Annotated in this window: 17 protein-coding genes and 1 rRNA gene; 11 read left to right on the top strand and 7 right to left on the bottom strand. The window is 39.3% G+C overall.

The genetic code is table 11. From position 1 onward, the window contains the following. The first annotated feature begins 94 nt into the window (after positions 1–94). The 3 genes from rrf (at position 95) to OGI71_RS15645 (ending at position 1850) form a co-directional block, all read left to right on the top strand. Positions 95–206, top strand: a 5S ribosomal RNA gene (gene rrf / locus OGI71_RS15655). 243 nt (positions 207–449) lie between these two features. Beyond that, the gene (locus OGI71_RS15650; protein WP_282250184.1) at positions 450–1337 is read left to right on the top strand and encodes a DUF4886 domain-containing protein; all 888 of its coding nucleotides are present in this window, start codon (positions 450–452) and stop codon (positions 1335–1337) included. Between the two features lie 9 nt (positions 1338–1346). Beyond that, the gene (locus OGI71_RS15645; RefSeq protein ID WP_282250183.1) at positions 1347–1850 is read left to right on the top strand and encodes a DinB family protein; all 504 of its coding nucleotides are present in this window, start codon (positions 1347–1349) and stop codon (positions 1848–1850) included. 88 nt (positions 1851–1938) lie between these two features. On the opposite strand, the gene sucD is transcribed toward OGI71_RS15645, so the two are convergent. Next, the gene (gene sucD, locus OGI71_RS15640) at positions 1939–2811 is read right to left on the bottom strand and encodes a succinate--CoA ligase subunit alpha (protein WP_077438675.1); all 873 of its coding nucleotides are present in this window, start codon (positions 2809–2811) and stop codon (positions 1939–1941) included. A 90-nt stretch (positions 2812–2901) separates the two neighbouring features. Continuing rightward, the gene (locus OGI71_RS15635) at positions 2902–3435 is read right to left on the bottom strand and encodes an RNA methyltransferase (RefSeq protein WP_282250176.1); all 534 of its coding nucleotides are present in this window, start codon (positions 3433–3435) and stop codon (positions 2902–2904) included. A gap of 113 nt (positions 3436–3548) precedes the next feature. Here OGI71_RS15635 and rpsT point away from each other — a divergent pair, with 113 nt between their 5' ends. Then, on the top strand, positions 3549–3803 hold the full coding sequence (gene rpsT / locus OGI71_RS15630) for a 30S ribosomal protein S20 (protein WP_046671646.1): 255 nt from the start codon (positions 3549–3551) through the stop codon (positions 3801–3803). Between the two features lie 144 nt (positions 3804–3947). Here rpsT and OGI71_RS15625 read toward each other — a convergent pair whose 3' ends face one another. Together OGI71_RS15625 and OGI71_RS15620 are read right to left on the bottom strand one after the other, a co-directional pair. Next, positions 3948–4799: a DUF1080 domain-containing protein gene (locus OGI71_RS15625; RefSeq protein ID WP_282250167.1), complete on the bottom strand. Its 852-nt coding sequence runs from the start codon at positions 4797–4799 to the stop codon at positions 3948–3950. 39 nt (positions 4800–4838) lie between these two features. Beyond that, positions 4839–5672: an AraC family transcriptional regulator gene (locus OGI71_RS15620; RefSeq protein ID WP_282250166.1), complete on the bottom strand. Its 834-nt coding sequence runs from the start codon at positions 5670–5672 to the stop codon at positions 4839–4841. Positions 5673–6106: 434 nt separating this feature from the next. Here OGI71_RS15620 and OGI71_RS15615 point away from each other — a divergent pair, with 434 nt between their 5' ends. Continuing rightward, the gene (locus tag OGI71_RS15615) at positions 6107–7600 is read left to right on the top strand and encodes a succinate CoA transferase (RefSeq protein WP_282250165.1); all 1494 of its coding nucleotides are present in this window, start codon (positions 6107–6109) and stop codon (positions 7598–7600) included. A gap of 309 nt (positions 7601–7909) precedes the next feature. Here the strand turns inward: OGI71_RS15615 and OGI71_RS15610 are convergent, their stop codons facing one another. After that, positions 7910–8647: a DNA alkylation repair protein gene (locus tag OGI71_RS15610; RefSeq protein ID WP_282250164.1), complete on the bottom strand. Its 738-nt coding sequence runs from the start codon at positions 8645–8647 to the stop codon at positions 7910–7912. Beyond that, the gene (locus OGI71_RS15605; protein WP_282250163.1) at positions 8647–9144 is read right to left on the bottom strand and encodes a DinB family protein; all 498 of its coding nucleotides are present in this window, start codon (positions 9142–9144) and stop codon (positions 8647–8649) included. The genes OGI71_RS15610 and OGI71_RS15605 overlap by 1 nt, the downstream gene beginning before the upstream one ends. 212 nt (positions 9145–9356) lie before the next feature. Between OGI71_RS15605 and OGI71_RS15600 the strand changes: the two genes are divergently transcribed. Next, positions 9357–10418, top strand: coding sequence for an alpha-L-fucosidase (locus tag OGI71_RS15600; RefSeq protein WP_282250162.1), 1062 nt, complete (start codon positions 9357–9359; stop codon positions 10416–10418). Between the two features lie 51 nt (positions 10419–10469). On the opposite strand, the gene OGI71_RS15595 is transcribed toward OGI71_RS15600, so the two are convergent. Further along, positions 10470–11954 carry an alpha-L-fucosidase gene (locus tag OGI71_RS15595; protein WP_282250161.1) on the bottom strand — a complete coding sequence of 495 codons (1485 nt, stop codon included), beginning with the start codon at positions 11952–11954 and terminating at the stop codon, positions 10470–10472. 299 nt (positions 11955–12253) lie between these two features. On the opposite strand from OGI71_RS15595, the gene OGI71_RS15590 reads away from it, so the two are divergent. The 5 genes from OGI71_RS15590 (at position 12254) to OGI71_RS15570 (ending at position 18831) form a co-directional block, all read left to right on the top strand. Then, a complete protein-coding gene (locus OGI71_RS15590) occupies positions 12254–12661 on the top strand; it encodes an EthD family reductase (RefSeq protein ID WP_282250160.1) in 408 nt (135 codons plus the stop codon). Between the two features lie 127 nt (positions 12662–12788). Further along, on the top strand, positions 12789–13307 hold the full coding sequence (locus OGI71_RS15585) for a hypothetical protein (protein ID WP_282250159.1): 519 nt from the start codon (positions 12789–12791) through the stop codon (positions 13305–13307). Positions 13308–13376: 69 nt separating this feature from the next. After that, positions 13377–13955: a sigma-70 family RNA polymerase sigma factor gene (locus OGI71_RS15580; RefSeq protein ID WP_282250158.1), complete on the top strand. Its 579-nt coding sequence runs from the start codon at positions 13377–13379 to the stop codon at positions 13953–13955. A gap of 62 nt (positions 13956–14017) precedes the next feature. Further along, positions 14018–15265, top strand: a complete 1248-nt coding sequence (locus tag OGI71_RS15575) for a FecR family protein (protein ID WP_282250157.1) — start codon at positions 14018–14020, stop codon at positions 15263–15265. A gap of 188 nt (positions 15266–15453) precedes the next feature. Next, positions 15454–18831 (top strand): TonB-dependent receptor, encoded by a 3378-nt coding sequence (locus tag OGI71_RS15570; RefSeq protein WP_282250156.1) that lies wholly within the window; start codon positions 15454–15456, stop codon positions 18829–18831. Positions 18832–18838: the final 7 nt, after the last annotated feature.

Genomic DNA, 18838 nt, shown 5'->3' with positions numbered 1-18838 from the left:
ATATGTCATTATGGTTTAAGCTATAAGATGGGTATAAACTTTCACATGAAAGTCTACATACTGATATCTACATACTTGATACTATACAAGATCTTTAGGTGCCTATATCGGCGGTGTCTACCTCTTCCCATTCCGAACAGAGCAGTCAAGCCCGCCAGAGCCGATGGTATTGCCGTAACAGGTGGGAGAGTAGGTCGGTGCCTTTTTTTACACGGAAGCCCTTGCTGGAAACAGTCAAGGGCTTCTTTCGTTTACAGACTTCCCAAAAACTTCCAGAGAGCAATGGCGCGGCCCTTAAGTTATATAATCTACTTTTCAATGGACCACGCATCGACGCTGCAGGGATCCACTAAAATCGGTATTGGTCTACAGGTTTTACTGTTTTTCCTCTTATACGATTAGCAATTCTAAGAGATATTATCTAATTTAGTCATTACAGCAATGTATATATGATGAAAGCTAAACGGATATCCTTACTCAGTATTTTACTTTTATTTTTCTTTAACAGCAATAGTTTGAATGCACGGGGGCAAGCATTGGATGATAGTGTTTTGCGCATATTGGCGATTGGGAATAGCTTTTCGGAGGATGCGATCGAGCAGAACCTTTACGAATTAGCCAAAGCGGGGAAGAAAAAGATCGTCATCGGTAACCTTTATATTGGTGGGGCACCATTAAGCCTACATGTAAGCAATGCGAAAGAAGATAAGCCAGCTTATCGCTACCGGAAGATCAATCTGGACGGTCGGATGTCAGAGCGGGCAAATGAAAGACTTTCTACGGCTTTGGTAGATGAAGCTTGGGATTATATTAGTTTCCAGCAGGCAAGCCCTTTGTCGGGGGATTATGATTCCTATGCGAAGGATCTACCACTTTTATATGAGTACGTCACAAAACATGTAAAGTATCCGGAAACAAACTATATATTACATCAAACCTGGGCCTATCAGAATGGTTCATCGCATGAAGGTTTTGTCCGGTATAATCGTCATCAGAGTGCGATGTATACGGCTATCGTAAACACCTCTCAGGAAGTCTTTAATTGGGGGAATTTTGATGTATTGGTACCTTCGGGAACAGCTATACAAAATGCACGATCAAGCTATTTAGGCGATCAATTCACACGGGATGGATATCATCTTAATTTGGATTATGGACGTTTTGTAGCCGCATGTACCTGGTACGAGGCACTGTTTAAGGAAAATGTTGTCAATAATACGTTTTTGCCACTCAAAGTGACCTATATTGAAGGACAGATTGCACGTGAAGCTGCACATCAAGCGGTGGGATCTCCTTATGGGGTTACTGTATTGAAGGATTTTCAATTAATGAAATAATATATTTATATGAGTATCAAAAAAAGCTATTTGATCGAATTGGATCATGAAACAAAAAATACCAAACGTATTTTGGATCGGATACCAGATGAAAAATTAGATTGGCGTCCGCATGAAAAATCGATGACTCTAGGGGAGCTTGCAGCCCATGTTGTGGAGTTACACAGTTGGGTGTCTAAAGCGATACCAAAAGATGCATTTGATTTTAAGGTCGATTATCATCCACTCAAGGTGTCTTTGGTAGAAGAGCTTAAATTGGCGCTTTCTGAAGGATTGGAAAAGAACAAAGCTGCCATAGAACATATAGCTGAGGAAGACTGGTTTAAGGACTGGGTATTGAAAGCTGGAGACTATGAAATAGCACGTTTACCACGCGCTGGCGCTATACGTTTTATTGTTAACAACCATATTGTCCACCATCGTGGACAGCTGACTGTATATTTACGGTTACTCGGTATTCCAGTACCGGGTTTATATGGGCCTTCGGCGGATGAACCGATGCCCAGTATGTAGTATCATTTGGATATGGTATAGAAAAATAGATATAAAAATAAAGGGGATCAATTTGATCCCCTTTATTTTTATATGTTGAATTGTCTAATTATTTAGCCAATTCTTCAGCGATTGCTTTTCCGATTTCAGCTGGAGATTCAACTACACGAATACCACACTCACGCATGATTTTCATTTTTGCAGCAGCAGTATCATCAGCACCACCAACGATTGCACCAGCGTGGCCCATACGACGTCCCGGAGGCGCTGTTTGACCAGCGATAAACCCAACAACAGGTTTAGTGCCGTGTTCTTTGATCCAACGTGCAGCTTCAGCTTCCATTCCACCACCGATCTCACCAATCATGATAATCGCTTCAGTCTCTGGGTCGTTCATTAATAATTCAACAGCTTCTTTAGTTGTTGTACCGATGATAGGGTCACCACCGATTCCGATAGCTGTCGTGATTCCTAATCCAGCTTTTACAGTTTGATCTACCGCTTCGTAAGTTAAAGTTCCTGATTTAGAAACTACACCTACGTTACCTTTTTTGAAGATAAATCCTGGCATAATACCGATTTTAGCTTCACCTGCAGTGATGATACCAGGGCAGTTAGGACCGATCAAACGAGATTTCTTGTCGCTTAAGTATGATTTTACTTGGATCATGTCTTTTGTAGGGATACCCTCAGTAATACATACAATCACTTCGATACCCGCAGCGGCAGCTTCCATGATTGCATCTGCAGCAAATGCTGGAGGTACAAAGATAATAGAAACATTAGCTCCTGTAGCGTCTACTGCATCTTGAACAGTGTTGAATACAGGACGGTCTAAGTGTTGTTGACCACCTTTACCAGGAGTCACACCACCAACTACATTTGTTCCGTACTCAATCATTTGAGTCGCATGGTAAGTACCTTCGTTTCCAGTGAAACCTTGAACGATTACTTTTGAATCTTTATTAACTAATACACTCATTTCTTCTTTAAATTTTGCACACAAATCTACTATTTTGCTTTCTAAAATGGAAGCAATGTGGATAGGAATATGACCTTTATTAATAAATTTTTAGTTCAGATTGCGTTTTTGGATAAAATCCCAAAGGATAATGCCAATTGCGACAGATACATTAAGTGAATGCTTGGTGCCATATTGGGGGATTTCGATACAAGTATCGATTTTTTCCATTACTTCTTCATCAACTCCATTGACCTCATTTCCAAAAATTAATGCATACTTTTTATCCGAGTTTGGCTCAAATTGATGTAACATGACACTATCATCCGCTTGTTCAACGGCAATGATGATATAACCTTCTGCTTTTAGCTGATCTACGACGTCAGCTGTATCTTTATGGTATTCCCAAGACACGGATTGTGTAGCACCTAAAGCAGTTTTTTCGATTTCCCGATGTGGAGGAGTGCCGGTAATGCCACATAAATATATTTTTTCAATAGCAAATCCGTCTGCGGTACGGAAGGCCGAGCCGACATTGTGCATACTGCGAACATTGTCTAAAACGATTGCGATAGGCGTTTTTTCTTGTTTTTTAAACGATTCAACATCTGTACGTTGAAGTTCATCCATCGATAATTTTTGCATGTCGCAAATATACTAAACCTAAAAAACAAAATAGATTTTGAATATTGAAAATAAGGTGTTATTTTTGCAGTCCGAATTACAAGAAAAAATTGAATAAAAATTAGCTAAAAAAAATGGCAAATCATAAATCAGCGATCAAAAGAATTAGAGCAAACGCTACTAAACGTTTAAGAAACCGTTACCAAGCAAAAACAACGCGTAACGCAATCAAAAAATTACGTCATACAACTTCTGCAGAAGAAGCAAAAACATTGTTACCACGCGTAATTTCTATGCTTGATCGTTTGGCAAAGAAAAATGTGATCCACAAGAAAAAAGCTTCTAACAACAAATCTAAGTTAACTAAATTCGTTAACGGTTTAGCGTAAGCTTTCTGTATAGATATTGAGGGGTACAGCTCGCTGTATCCCTTTTCTTTATGTTATATACTTTGGATTTCTCTTTCCAAGCGAATAGTAATAAAAAAAGCATCAATACTGATGCTTTTTTTATTTTATGTTATTAGCGATAAGCTATTGCTTTAAATTGGGCAATAACTCCGCAATGACTTTTTTCAACTTATTGGGATCTTTCATATAAGGTTCCAAATCATATAGCTCTACTTTTTTGAAGTCGATGGGATGACTCTCACTCTGCAACGAAATGCTTCCTTTCTTTAATAGTTGTCCATCTTTTTTTACAGCAGGATCAAAGGCTGTTACATTGCCACCACCGATTTGAGGTTTGGTGTATTGCATCACCACTTTGTCTTCAAGGATATGTTGTACAAGTGAATCTCCCAATACCAGAAAATCCGCTGTTACCCATTGGTCTCCAGCATAGGTTTTGGATGTGGAGCTGATGCAGTGTGGGGTAAATAGTTTGTTATCGATGACAACATTTGTTCCCGGTGTACAGAGATTGCTCGTTGTACGTTCGTCCTTACCATTGCCACCTAAAAGTTGTCCTTCGATTGATATCGGAAAATCTTGATCTACACCCATTGTTTTCGGGTCTTGTCCGTGTAGCATAGCACCACTATTGCGCCAAGCCCAACCTTCGCCACCTGGTGCTTGTTCGCCTACAAAACGATAGGTTACACGTAATAAATAAGCTGAGAATTCTTTATTAAAGAATAAATGGCCGTATTGAAAATTGAAGTTATCATAGCCATCATATCTGACTTTCAATAAACCATCTTCAACACGGAATGTGTTTTTATAGTTATCTCCAACCTTGTGGTTTCGGATTTTAGGGGTCCAGTTTTTTAAATCTTTCCCATTAAATAATTGAATGGGTTTGGGTTTTTTGTCTTGAGAATTGCCAAATACGGAAGTACTGAATAATAAAATTCCAGCACCATAAATAATATGTTTGAATTTCATCCTGAATTAGGTTTATTGACCTAAATTAGGGAAACATTTTTAAATAAGCAATTCTTTTTGTTTGACATATTCGCTCGGGCGAATACCAACGACCTTATTGAATGTATTACTAAATGTAGGTAAGCTGTTATATCCAACTTTCAAAGCTACTTCATTGACACTTAATTTTTCATCCAATAATAACTTGAGTGCAGTTAACATTCTCAAGATGGTATAATATTGGATAAATGACATATTTAATTCCTTCTGGAAAAGTCGAGCCAATGTGCGTTCACTGATATTGAAAAGGCTCGCAAGTTTTTTGAAGCTTACATTTTCTTCGATATTCTCTTCCAGATAAGTAACAATATCTTTTAATTTCGGGTGGCTTGGATAAGGTAGCGCCAAGGGAAGTTCGTGCAAGGATAGTTCAGGGAGAATAAGTTTAAATGCTGTAGCTAAGCTATATTTAGGTTCTTCAACCGGAAATATATTGCCATTCCAACGATTGGTAAACATAATTAATTCAATCAGCAGGTCGTTTACCGGATAGATACCCATTTTGCCGTAGAATGCGGTATCGTTATTCGTTTTTGGAAAATAAAGATTGCGCATCACTACCTCAGGGGTACTTGGATGGATACTGTGCTTCACACCTGCAGGAATCCATAGATAATGCCGAGCCGGCAGAAAATATGATTTTTCATCTGTTTTTATAAAAACGACTCCACCCTCTGTATATAAAAATTGATCCTTATCATGGCAATGCTCGGTAATATGATTTTCCGCTATGATGGCATGATGGCAATAGATGCTATCTTCAAATGAATCAACTTCTGTCATATAATAGCGGTTGACATATTTTGCGTCGCTCGTTGTATCTTTTATGTTCATTTTTTGCTATAAAACTACGCTGCAAAGGTAAGACTTTTTTACTAGACCTGACCTTGTATCTACTAAAGTGAGTGTATGCTTACAATAAAATTGCAATTAAATCGCTGGCGAGTTAGTATTTACTTACTTGGTTTTTGATTCGTTATTTTTAAATAGCTGAAAACTAAATAGATATGGTATTCGTTTCTGTTTTAATAAAAATATCTGGAAATATATTTTTATTTATCTACTTGAAAAACAGGGTGTTATTATTGTTTCGTCTCTATTGAATAATTTTGTGTCGAATGGTAATAAATTCACTGTTGAAAAAAGCGTTAAAATTGTTTGTTTGAGAAATGGTCATGAAGGGCTAATATCTTTTTAAATAGCGGATATAAATAGGTTTCAATTTCTTAAGTTTACATGAATAGCATACAATATAAAATTATAAGGATATGGCTTACGAAAGAATAAAAATTCAAAGCTTACACGATAAAGTTATTACAGCTGCCGAAGCTGCGAAATTATTTCAGGATGGTATGGTCGTCGGAGCAAGTGGATTCACCAAGGCAGGCGATAGTAAAGTGGTATTACCGGCTTTAGCGGAAAGAGCCAAAGAGGAACCTTTGAAAATAACATTGATTACTGGGGCTTCTTTAGGGCATGGTACCGATGGTAAATTGGCAGAAGCTGGGGCCCTATCCAAGCGTATGCCCTTTCAGGTGGACCGTACCCTTCGCAATAAGATCAATGCCGGAGATGTACTTTTTATAGATCAGCATTTAAGCGAGACTGCTGAACTGTTGCATAATAAAAATCTACCCCCTGTCGATATTGCCGTTTTGGAGGTTGCTGCGATCGAGTCAGATGGCAGTATTATTCCAACGACTTCGGTTGGTAATTCAGCTACTTTTGCCGCATTGGCTAAACAGGTTATTTTGGAAGTCAATACCGCTATACCGACCACGATTAAAGGGATACATGATATCTACCAGGCAGAAGACTACCCACGTCGTAATGTTATCCCTATTGTAGCGCCCGAAAATAAAATTGGTCGAAAGACAATTCCATTGGATCCCAGCAAGATCGTGGGTATTGTATTTACCAATGAGCTTGACAGTCCGGCAGATATCGCCGAGCCAGATGCCAAAACAACAGCAATAGCGAAACATATATTGGCGTTTTTTGAAAACGAAGTTGAATTGGGACATCTATCTGAGAGTTTGATGCCATTGCAGGCAGGGATCGGAAAGGTGGCCAATGCGGTGCTTACAGGCTTTATCCATAGTAAATTTCATAATTTAACGATGTTTTCTGAGGTATTGCAAGATAGCACATTTGATTTAATTGATGCTGGAAAGCTGGATTTTGCCTCAGCTTCTTCTATTACCGTATCAGAGGAATGTTACTCACGCGTATTTGATCATTTGGACAAATACCGCGACAAGATTGTGCTACGTCCTCAAAATATTTCCAATACACCGGGCTTGATCAAACGTTTGGGTATTATTGCGATCAATACAGCGATAGAATTTGATATTTATGGAAATGTAAATTCGACGCATACTTCTGGTACTAATATTATGAACGGTATCGGTGGCTCAGGGGATTTTGCGCGAAATGCTTATTTAAGTATCTTCGTCACACAAGCGGCCTCTAAGGGCGATGTGATTTCCCATATCGTTCCGATGGTATCTCATGTGGATCATACGGAACATGATGTTGATATTTTGGTTACAGACTATGGTTTGGCCGATTTACGTGGTTTAGCACCACGAGAACGCGCAAAAGTTATTATTGAAAATTGTGTACACCCCGATTTCAAAGCGCAATTGTTGGATTATTATACTCGTGCCTGCGAAAGGGGAGGGCATACGCCACATTTGTTGGAGGAAGCTTTCAGCTGGCATATCAACTTAAGAGAAAAAGGGACTATGAAGAAAGATTAGCTGCATATATAGCAGCAGGTTATAAAAGAATAGGGCTAACTGAATCCTCAGTAGCCCTATTCTTTTATAATTTAGTATCTACCCTTCCACAGGATCATTTCAAATATTCTAATCCTTGGGGTTCGACTTTACTTTTCGGACAAATTTTATAAGAATGCATTTTTTTCGTCCACGGCCTCATTTTAAACTTTCAACTCCCAAGAGACGGGCAGTTTTTACCTTTCAAGACCTTTTCGCTAATCCAATAGTACCGGTCTTTTTGAACTATTTACATAGGTTTGCCTATTTGTGAGACTTTCTTGGTGTTATCTATACTGACTTTGCTATTTTGTTCCGATTGAGACCAATATTAACCTTCGTTCGGAACCATTGCCTGGTCTCTGGCAATTCAATCTGTTTTTGGTAATGCGCTATGATTGTAGGATGGAATTTAGCGATGGTTTTGGCACCCCAACCGATTCTCTTTTTGATGTGGAGATTTGTTGCATTGGATAGTATAAGCAAAAGCCTAAACATTGTTTCTGCAAATTTTGGTGAGAGGCCTTTCTTTACCGCATAATGTGTCGCTACACCGATGGTGCGTACAATCCATTTATCTGAATTTTTGGCCAATAGCGCCAACAAAGGGATTGTTTTTTCTGGATAGGTAAGTAGGGCATGACCAAGTACACGCTCACCTATGATATCGCAGACATACCATTGGTCTCCGGATAGAATATAAGCACATGCTCTTTGGATCGACTGTTCAAGATGTAAGGGCAGGCGTAGTTGTAGCATCATACCCGCCAATACGTAACTCCCCATTTCTTTGGTTGCGACCATTATATCCATAAAGTGCAGCTGTTCATTTTCGGGTATCCATAATGCCATTTCCTTTGCCGCGAATTCTAAAAGAGGAAAGCTAACCTTATTTTTTAATAAACCTTCATTTATGGTTACAAGGAGAGCATCCTGCCCCTGCTGTTCCCAGCTTTGTTTAGCCTGCCCTAGGATTTCTCTTACACGAACCTTACTGGAGATTTTTTCAATTGGCACTATTTGATCCATTATTTTTGGTCTTTATAGATATTCCAAAAATTATAATCCGTCATTGGAGCATCTGTTATACCAATATTCCGGCCCATAGTGACGGTCTGTCCACGATGATAAGTGCCATGGATGATCAAATGCTGAATATATTCATATTTTGAAAAATCACACTGGAACCAAGGCGATTCGACTTTTACATTTTTTTCTAGATCCTGCTCCGATAAGCCTTCTACATAGTCTTGGAGTTTCTGCGAACTATCTTTGATGGCATTAAAAATATCCTCTTTATTACTGAATGTTTTTTCGAAATCAAAGTCATTACGTTCTGAAATATGACTCCACCAGTACTCCTGCGTCTGCCAGATATGGTGCAATGTTTTTAAGATCGTTGGAAAGCTCGATGGGACTTCTTGATTGAGTTGTTCATCCGGCTTGGTACTTAACCAATCCACATACTTGTTGACTACCCAGTTGTTGTACTGTACGCTTTTGGTAATTAAGGTTTTTAAGCTCATAATTATTGGTTTCTTGTTGTGTTAATATTTTAAAACTTCTTGCGTAAATATAAATCTTTCCAAACAGATTTGCGATATTTAGATAAAGTATGGAATGCTTCATGCTGATTATTATTCATGAATTGATAACGTATTTTCTTTGGTCAAAAAGTTCATCCGGTACCCCTGTATTTGCTTTGTCAATTCGTGTAACAATCATAAATTATGAAATAATGAAAAGAATAAAAGGTGTTGCACTCGCTCTTATTGCGTTGCTGTTTAATAGTAAGGTACAAGCTCAAATCAATTATTTAAATGAATCCAAAGCAGATTTTGACAAACACATGCAATGGTTTAGAGAAGCCAAGTATGGCATGTTCATCCATTTTGGACTTTATAGCCAACTTGGTGGAGACTATAAGGGAAAGTCAATTGAAGGTTATGCCGAATGGATTCAGGCAGGGGCTGATATTCCAAAGGAAGAATATGCTAAATTGATCTATAGCTGGAACCCGTCGCATTTTGATGCGGATCAAATCGTCCAGTTAGCCAAAGATGCTGGTATGAAATATCTGGTCTTTACGACCAAACATCATGAGGGATTTTGCCTATGGGATTCAAAATATACAGATTATGATATTGCTTCAACACCAATGAAGGGGCGGGATCTCATACAAGAATTGGCTACTGCCTGTAAGAAAAAGGGAATCCGATTTGGTACTTATTATAGTATTATAGACTGGCACCACGATTCACAATATCGTAATAGCGAAGGAAAAAGCGGTTGGGACAAATGGGGACAAGTAGCGATGAAACCAGATCAGAAGGCTGCTTATATGCAGTATATGAAAAATCAGTTGAAAGAACTAATTGTCAAGTACGATACCGATATGCTCTGGTTTGATGGTGATTGGGTTAATTGGTGGGATATGGCCGTAGGGCAGGAACTCTACCAATATTTACGTGAATTAAAGCCATCCCTTATTGTAAATAATCGGGTGGCCAAACGTGAGCAATTCAAACGTGATTTTGGTACACCAGAGCAAGAGCACCTCAGTGCGAAAGTAGATTATGATTGGGAAGCTTGTTATACATTGAATCACTCATGGGGATTCAAACGATCAGACAGTGTATGGAAGAGTCCTGAGGAAGTAAATAAAAAGTTGGTGGAGATTAACGCGCAAGGCGGAAATTTATTGTTAAATATAGGTCCAGACGGAAATGGTGAAGTTCCTGCGATAAGTAAAGAGATATTGCTGAAAGCGGCGGCGAGGCGAAAAGGTCAAACAAAATAGTATGATTTCCCTTATTCGGATAAGATCACAATAAGTTAGTTGATTATTCCATTATTTGTCAATAACATTAATCTCATAAATGGAAGGTATGCCACTTGCTTTTATAATATTCAATCGTAGCTTTTCTGTTTGATAGGCTCTCGGTAACCTGATCACCTTACAGTCTCCCATGGACTCCGCTCCCAAATAAATGGTCTCCCAGTTGCCCTTATTAAAGACCTGTATTTTATATTCCTGAATTCTATTGATTCTGACATTGGAAAACCCATCACCTAGATTTTTGGTATCCTGGTATTCAAATATGCTGATTTTGTTAAATTTTTGCTTAGGATCCAATTGAATGTCAACTGTTGCTAATGTATCTGCAGCCACCCAACGACTATCTAGACTTCCATCAGTAATATTTGAAGCGGTGTAGTTCACTTTTGCATCCTGTTTGGTTGAGCTTGCGTTAACGGGTACTTTTGCCGAAACAAACTGACCATTTTTAGGCAAAGGTTTTCCTTTTTTTAGTCCCAATCGTTTTCCCAATTCAATAACAGCATTAGCCTCATATTCACGGATTCGACCAGTCTGATCAGGAGGCACATTGACAACTAGACAGTTGTTATTATCGGTACTCCAGTAGAACAGTTCTTCCAGTTCGTCAAGAGATCTGATTGGTAACTCTGTCGATTTCTGAAACCAGTTCCAACGGCTGCTTAGGCAGATGGTGTGCTCATAGGGAAGGTAATAGGATTGACCTTTATATAGATATTGTTTTTTATCATAACGGGTGATCAACTTAGGATCCCAGAGACGGAAATCAGAGGGAAAATATTGAAAATAATATTTATTATCCTCGGTCATAGTTGATGGTAACGCGGCATTTCGCTCACCTTCTTTATAAACGATTGTATGGTTAATGCTGATGGCGCAGTGTGGATTATAGGATTTGACCAGTTTATAAAGTTGGTCCAGCCCCCAATTATCAGGATGACGATCCCAGCCCCCATCCAACCATAGTTCACTGATTTTACCATATTTGGTAAAGAGTTCTGTCAACTGGTTTTTCATATAGTCAATATATTTTTGGGGATCCTTATGTTTGTAAGATGGTTCTTTGCGATCCCAAAGGGAATAATAGATAGCGAAATCCAGACCATATTTTTTACAGGCATCGGATACCGCCTTGACCACATCTGTTTTCACAGGAGAGGCAGCAACATCATAATCAGTGTATTTACTATCCCATAAACAGAAACCGTCATGATGTTTTGTAATCAATAGGACATAGCGGAATCCCGCATCCCTCGCGGTACGTACCCATTGATCCGGATCGAGTTGGGTTGGGTTATATTTTTCTACCGGAATGCTTCCATCGGACCACTCCATATCAGTAAACGTGTTGACGCCAAAATGCATAAACATGCCATAGCCACGTTTGATCATTTCTTTCTGGGTTTGATTCGGTTTGTTCCCAGCTTGTTGTACCTGTGCGTGACCTAGCGTCACTAGACTAAGATATAGCGCAAGGAAAAATAGTGTTTTGTTCATAATTTATTTGGTATACATTTAATTTCTTCAAGCTTAGGTTTATTCCCCTTTAGATCACTGTATTTGACTGAATACCAGATTCTATATTAGAAAGACATTTTGAGTCTTCAACCGTCAATAAGAGAGTAAGATACTAAAAATATGGAATCATTATCAAAGCTTCAGATTTATGCAAATTCTAGAAATGGAATTAGGGAGAATAGGTAAAATGAAAAAATATAACCATACCTAACTGCTTGATCAGTATATTTATAGTAAATAATATAAAACAACTAAGATAAACTTAATTTCAAACAAACATGAAAACAAAAATCATTTTAATTCTTGTCATGATCACTATGCTGTTCGGATTCCAAAATGGGGTGAAGGCAGATCCACCTTTTCAGAAAAAAGGGATGATCAAATTGACTGTTTTTTATCCTAATGGGCCAGGAAAAACATTTGACTGGAATTATTATCTCGATAAACATATGGCCTTGGTGAAACAAGTTTTTGGAAAAAATTTAAAAGGTATCGCGATTGACAAAGGGCTTTCTGGAAAAGGATCACAGGGTGAACCAACATATTTAGCCATCTGTCATTTGTATTTTGAATCGGTAGCAGGTTATGAGGGGCCTATGAAAGAGAATGGGAGTAAGTTTGCAGAGGATTTTCCAAAATACACCAATGTCAATCCCGAAGTTCAGATTAATGAAGTGGTAGAATAATCAGGATCTATTTAAAATTAAGACCTGAAGAAAGTCGTTTGTGAAAAGCAAACGACTTTTATTTTTAACTTTATTTTCAGCATAATTTTGTTTAGCTCTCTTAAAATAATAAGCAATTTATCTACAGATGGAAATAGAAGAAATTTTTCAAGACAAATCGATAAAATTAAAGGGTAAGGTCGCTATTCTTGGAGCTAGATTACTCAATGGCGACCTTTCTCTCCAATTGTTATTAGAATATGCAGATCAACAAAAAGCTGTTGAAAGGGCGACTTGCCTAGAAGCTATTGAATATGCGACGAAAAAGAACCCGGCAATCGGTAACAGCACACTATTGGAATACTTGACAAAAGTGTTAGGGGGCAGTGAACCGAGAATAAAATGGGAAAGTGCCAAAATTATCGGTAATATCGTTCGGCTTTTCCCAGATCAATTGGATAATACTGTCGCTAGTTTATTGAAAAATACACGTAATAGTGGAACGGTTGTCCGTTGGGCTACGGCCTATGCTCTAACCGAAATAATCGAGTTAAAAACCGATCAAAATGATTTTTTAATCTCCGAAGTGGAACTCCTTTGTGAGTTGGAGGAAGATAATGGGATAAAGAAAAAATACATGGATATCTTAAAAAAGATAAAAAAATAGCATTTTTAACAGGAAAATACCTTATTTCAATCGTCTTACTATGATAAATTGCTTTATTGATTAGCTCAAATGGATTACAATTATTTTGAAGACTTTAAGGCTGGAAACCAGCGGATGCTAGAATTTTGCATTCAGCAAAATAGGTCATCCTTATTGTTTTTCGCTTACAAATTTATTCGAGATGAAACCGTATGTGAAGAAATTGTTGCTGATAGTTTCTTCAAACTTTGGCAGCATCGTGCGCGGATGACTGATCTTGGCCATATTCAATATTTCCTGTTTAAAACCACGAAGAATGCCTGTCTGAACCATCTTGAAAAGGAAAAATCATCGCCCTTTGTCTACCATGGGCTTGAGGGGATAGACCAACAGGACGATCGAAATATACAATTCGATATGATTTATGCCGAGTTTATTCAATTATTATATGCCGAGTTGGATAAACTGCCAACACAACAAGCACAAATCTTTAGATTGAGTTATTTGGAAGGTTACAGTACGGAGGAAATCTGTACATTACTAAACACCACCGCTAATAATGTGTTTTACGCCAAATCTAAGGTATTGAGCCATCTCAGACAACGATTTGGACGGAATGATATGTTATTGGCATTGTTCCTAGCCCCCTATCTTTTTCAGCATCTTTAAAATAAGTAAAATTTTCACTAAGGTTTTGTTCAGTTTCCGGTTTATCTATAAAAACCACGATTATGACTGTGCCTAGAGATATTGCATACCTTATTTTTCATCACTTTCAGGGCGAGCTTACGGATTTGGAGCAACATGAGCTGCAGACTTGGCTCAATTCGGATCCACAACATCGTGTGTTCTTTGAGCAACTCGCAGAAAATAGCGGATGGGAACACGATCTAGCGATTTGGCATCGTCTGAACAATACTTCGAAAAAAAGTCAAGATGATCAGATGCTCCTGACAAAAGTGATGGAGAAAGTCCAAGCAATGGAAGAGCCTGTGCAAACTAGGAAAGTCTCCGCTTTGTGGTGGTATGTGGCTGCAGCGATTTTGCTTTGTTGTTTCTCCATTTACTTCATCGTACAACAGAGACAGTCGGATAAAAAAGGGCAAACATTGGCCTATAAAAATACCGAAGATATAAAACCGGGGAAAAGTGGCGCGCGCTTAACCTTAGCGGATGGTACTGTTATCGCACTAAAATCAGACGATCAGGGCATTCAAATGGGGGAGGAAATTCAGTATGTAAATGGTGATAGACTTGCCACGACAGATTTGACTAATACAAAGATCGCAGATAATACTTTGCTAACATTGGAGGTTCCTGTAAAGAATTTTTATAAAATAATCCTTTCCGATGGCACTCAAGTCTGGGTTAACTCAGGTTCTAAGTTGCATTACCCGCTACGATTTGAGAAAAATAACCGCGTGGTTGAACTTGAAGGGGAAGCTTATTTTGAAGTCGCCAAACTTACATCAAACAATGCTGTTCGTGGAGCTAAACCTACCCGTATCCCTTTTCTGGTAAAAACCAAGGGGCAGTTGTTGGAAGTTTTGGGGACTAAGTTTAATGTAACGGCTTATCCTAATATCAAGACCACGAAGACAACTTTATTGGAAGGTAAAGTGGCAGTATCCGCTGCAGGATATCCTTCGAAATCAGTCTTACTGACACCAGGGAAACAAAGTTCATTTGATGGCAATGCCTTTCAAATCAAAGAAGTTGATGTGGATCAGGCCATCGCTTGGAAAGACGGGTTATTCTATTTTGATGGCGAAGATGCAAAGGAAGCTTTTGGGCAATTGGGTAAATGGTATGATATCGATATACAATACATAGGCAAAGAACCGCGTGTTGCTTTTTTCGGAACAATTGAGCGGAATAAGAGCTTAAAAACAGTCGTTGAAATATTGCAAAAAAGTGGGGTCAAATTACGCTTGGAGCGGAAAGCCGACCGTACATGCCTAATGATTGAAGGGGAATAACAATAAAATAAGGGGAAATTCTATAGAAAGGAGGTCATTTCGGAAATACAATAACCAATCGAATAGGCCAAGAAAACAACTGAGCGATGCTGGACACATCACTCAGTTAAATTGTTGACGGGCTTGCACCAGTGTATAACACTGGACTTATTAACGTGAATTAAATAACCAATCAAACACACAAAGATATGTTTTTAAAACCATATACTGGACGGGCTATGTATCGTCCGGCGATCCGATTATTACTCTATATGAAATTAACGGTTATGCTATGTATTGCTGCTGTCCTACAGACCTTCGCAAGTGTCAAAGCACAGAAGATTACCGTAAACGCGCAGCATGAAACTTTAAAAAAGGTGATGAAATCCATTCAGAAGCAACAGGGGTATCACTTCTTCTTTCGCGGTGCGCAGATTGCCAATATTCCGATTACAGCGCGTATCGAAGAGGCGAGTTTACAACAAGCTATGGATATGATCGTCGCGGGGAAAAATTTGCAATGGACCCTCGTCGATAAGATGATTGTGATCCGGGAAGCAGAAAAGACGATTCCCGTCTATACCTATGTACAGCATGAAATCACTGGAGTCGTACAGGACAACAACGGTAAACCGATTGCAGGGGTTACTGTGCAGATTAAAGGAACAAACAATCGCACCCAGACGGATGCTAGTGGCCGATTTAAATTGAGTGGAGCGGCGCAGGCTATCTTGCAAATCTCTTCTGTGGGTTACATGACGCAGGAGCTGTCGACAAACGGTAAAAATACGATACAAGTTGTGCTACAAAATTCCAATATGGACATTGGTGAAGTTGTAGTCATAGGTTACGGGTCCGTCAAAAAGTCTGATTTGACAGGATCAGTATCGAGCATAGGATCCAGTCAAATTACACAGGTCAATACCGTTTCCAATGTGGCGCAGGCATTACAGGGGCAAGCCGCTGGTGTTCGGGTCAATCAGGCCTCAGGACAACCCGGTGAAGCAATGAAAATTCAGATCCGAGGTGTCAATTCACTTTCCGCCAGCAATGATCCCCTATACGTAGTCGATGGTATGCCTTTGGATGGTCTATCGGCACAGTTGAACCCAGAAGATATCGAGAACATTTCGGTACTGAAAGATGCTTCTTCAACGGCAATCTATGGTTCCAGAGGAGCCAATGGGGTTATTATGATTACCACAAAAAAGGGGAAAAGTGGAAAAACACAAATTGGATATAGCAACTATTTCGGTGTACAAAATTTGCGGAAACGTATTGATGTGCTCAATGCACAGGATTTTGCCAATCTGCAAAATGAAGTAACCCAAAATAATAATATCAGCAAAAATGAAAATAAACCTTTGCCCTGGACTGATGAACAGATCCGCAACCTAGGTAAAGGGACCGATTGGCAGGATTTGGTATATCGTTCTGCAATGGTACAAAATCATGACCTTAATCTCAGCGGTGGTAATGATGCGACAAAATACTACACCTCTTTTGGTTATCTTAATCAAGATGGAACTATCCGAAATTCTGGATTTCAACGTTTATCCTTTCGGGGTAATATCGAGCATAGGCTTTGGGATAGAGTGACCTTTTCGACATCGATGTCTCTACAAAATTCGAAGTACAACCGCGCACAATATGAAAGTGCTGATGGTGGTGGAGGGATTCCTTGGTCAAGTATGGTATTGCCTCCGACGATGCAGGTTTATGACCAAAATGGGAATTATACCAAATTTACGGGGGTATCCTGGGGGGAGACAAACCCTGTGGGATTATCCGAGAATTGGAACAATACCTCCAATAATCTCCGGATTATTGGAAATGCAAGTTTGGCCGTGGATATTACAGACGGTTTAAAATTAAAGAGCAGTATTGGAATAGATCAAGGAACAACTAAAAATGATCTTTACTATCCAGGGACGATTAGTTTGGGACAACGGACAGATGCAAATGGAAAACCAATTTTTGGCGTCGCTTCCAAAAGTTATAATAGTTCCGTTACGATTATTAGTGAAAATGTCCTGGAGTACGAAAAAGATTTCGGGCAGCATCACATAAATGCGGTCGCTGGATTTACTTATCAGAAGAGCAAAGGTGATAATCTCAACAGTGGTAGTGGTATTGGTTTTGTCAGTGATTTGTATGAAAACAATGCTATTGGTTCGGCTATTACGAAGGGCTTGCCTTCTACGTCTTATGGAGACAATAAACTGATATCCTATCTTGGGCGGATCAATTATGGTTTCGCAGACCGTTATTTCCTGACATTGACAGGCCGATATGATGGCTCTTCACGTTTTGGTCTCAATCAAAAGTTCGCCTTTTTCACTTCTGCTGCCTTGGCTTGGAATGTTCATAAGGAAGAATTCTTAAAAGACCAGGAACTGCTTTCTCAGTTTAAAATCCGCGGATCTTATGGAAAGTCCGGAAATCAAGGTATAGGTAACTACCAAACACTGGCCAACGTGAGTGCAAGGGATATAGTATTTGACAGTAAGATCGGAACAGGCTTTTTCCTGTCTTCGATGGCTAATCCAAACCTCAAATGGGAATCAACCAAGCAGACAGACTTGGGCTTAGAGTTGGGATTCTTGGACAATAGGATTCAGGTTGTGGCGGACTACTATAACAAACGCACAGAAGACTTGTTGCTCAATGTGACCTTACCAGGATCAAGTGGCTTTAACTCCGTCTTACAAAATATCGGTGTTGTTCAAAATCGTGGATTTGAGTTTCAGGTTTCTGCCCGACCGAATATTGGGGAGGAATTTACTTGGAATACCTCACTTAATCTATCCGCCAATCGTACCAAAGTATTAGACATCGGACGCGACGCATATGGACAGCCGATTACCTACAAGGAAATCGGCGCTGGAGGTAACTGGTTTCCGACCATTGTAGGTCAATCCATGATGCAGTTATATGGTTTTACCGTGGAAGGCACCTACAAAACCGATCAGGAGGCAAAGGATAATGGAGAGCCAGATAAGCGTGCTGGAGATTACCGTTTTAAAAACTGGGATGGTGAGGGCCTTGTTTCAGCGAGTGATGATCGGACGGTAATCAGTCATTTGGAACCCAAATTTACCTTCGGTTTTAACAATCGCTTTACCTACAGAAATATTGATTTTTCCTTTTTGATCGTCGGAAGTTATGGTAATGATATTGTCAATGAATTCCGTAAGTACAATATTTCGCTCAATGGCAGTTGGAATCCTACGTATGAGGCCTACAATAACCGTTGGACGGGTACAGGAGAAGCGCAGTTTGATCGTCCAAGTGAGAAAAGTGGCAGTGCAATCCGGGACTATGCCAACTCGCTGTGGGTCGAGAATGGCTCTTATTTGCGCCTGCGTGATGTGACCATAGGTTATACTTTTCCCAAGAACCTGTTGCAATCTTGGCATTTGTCCAACCTGCGGGTGTATCTCAGTGCACAGAATTATTTGACCATAACCAAGTATAGTGGTTATGATCCGGAGGTATCTTGGGCTTCCGCCTCTGTAAATGGTTGGGACCGCGGTAACTATCCCGCTTTTAAGTCCATTACCGCAGGTTTAAGAGTTAATTTTTAAATACGAA

The organism is Sphingobacterium sp. ML3W, from assembly GCF_029542085.1.
Classification (GTDB): Bacteria; Bacteroidota; Bacteroidia; order Sphingobacteriales; family Sphingobacteriaceae; genus Sphingobacterium.
This window is presented reverse-complemented; position numbering and strand designations above follow the sequence as displayed.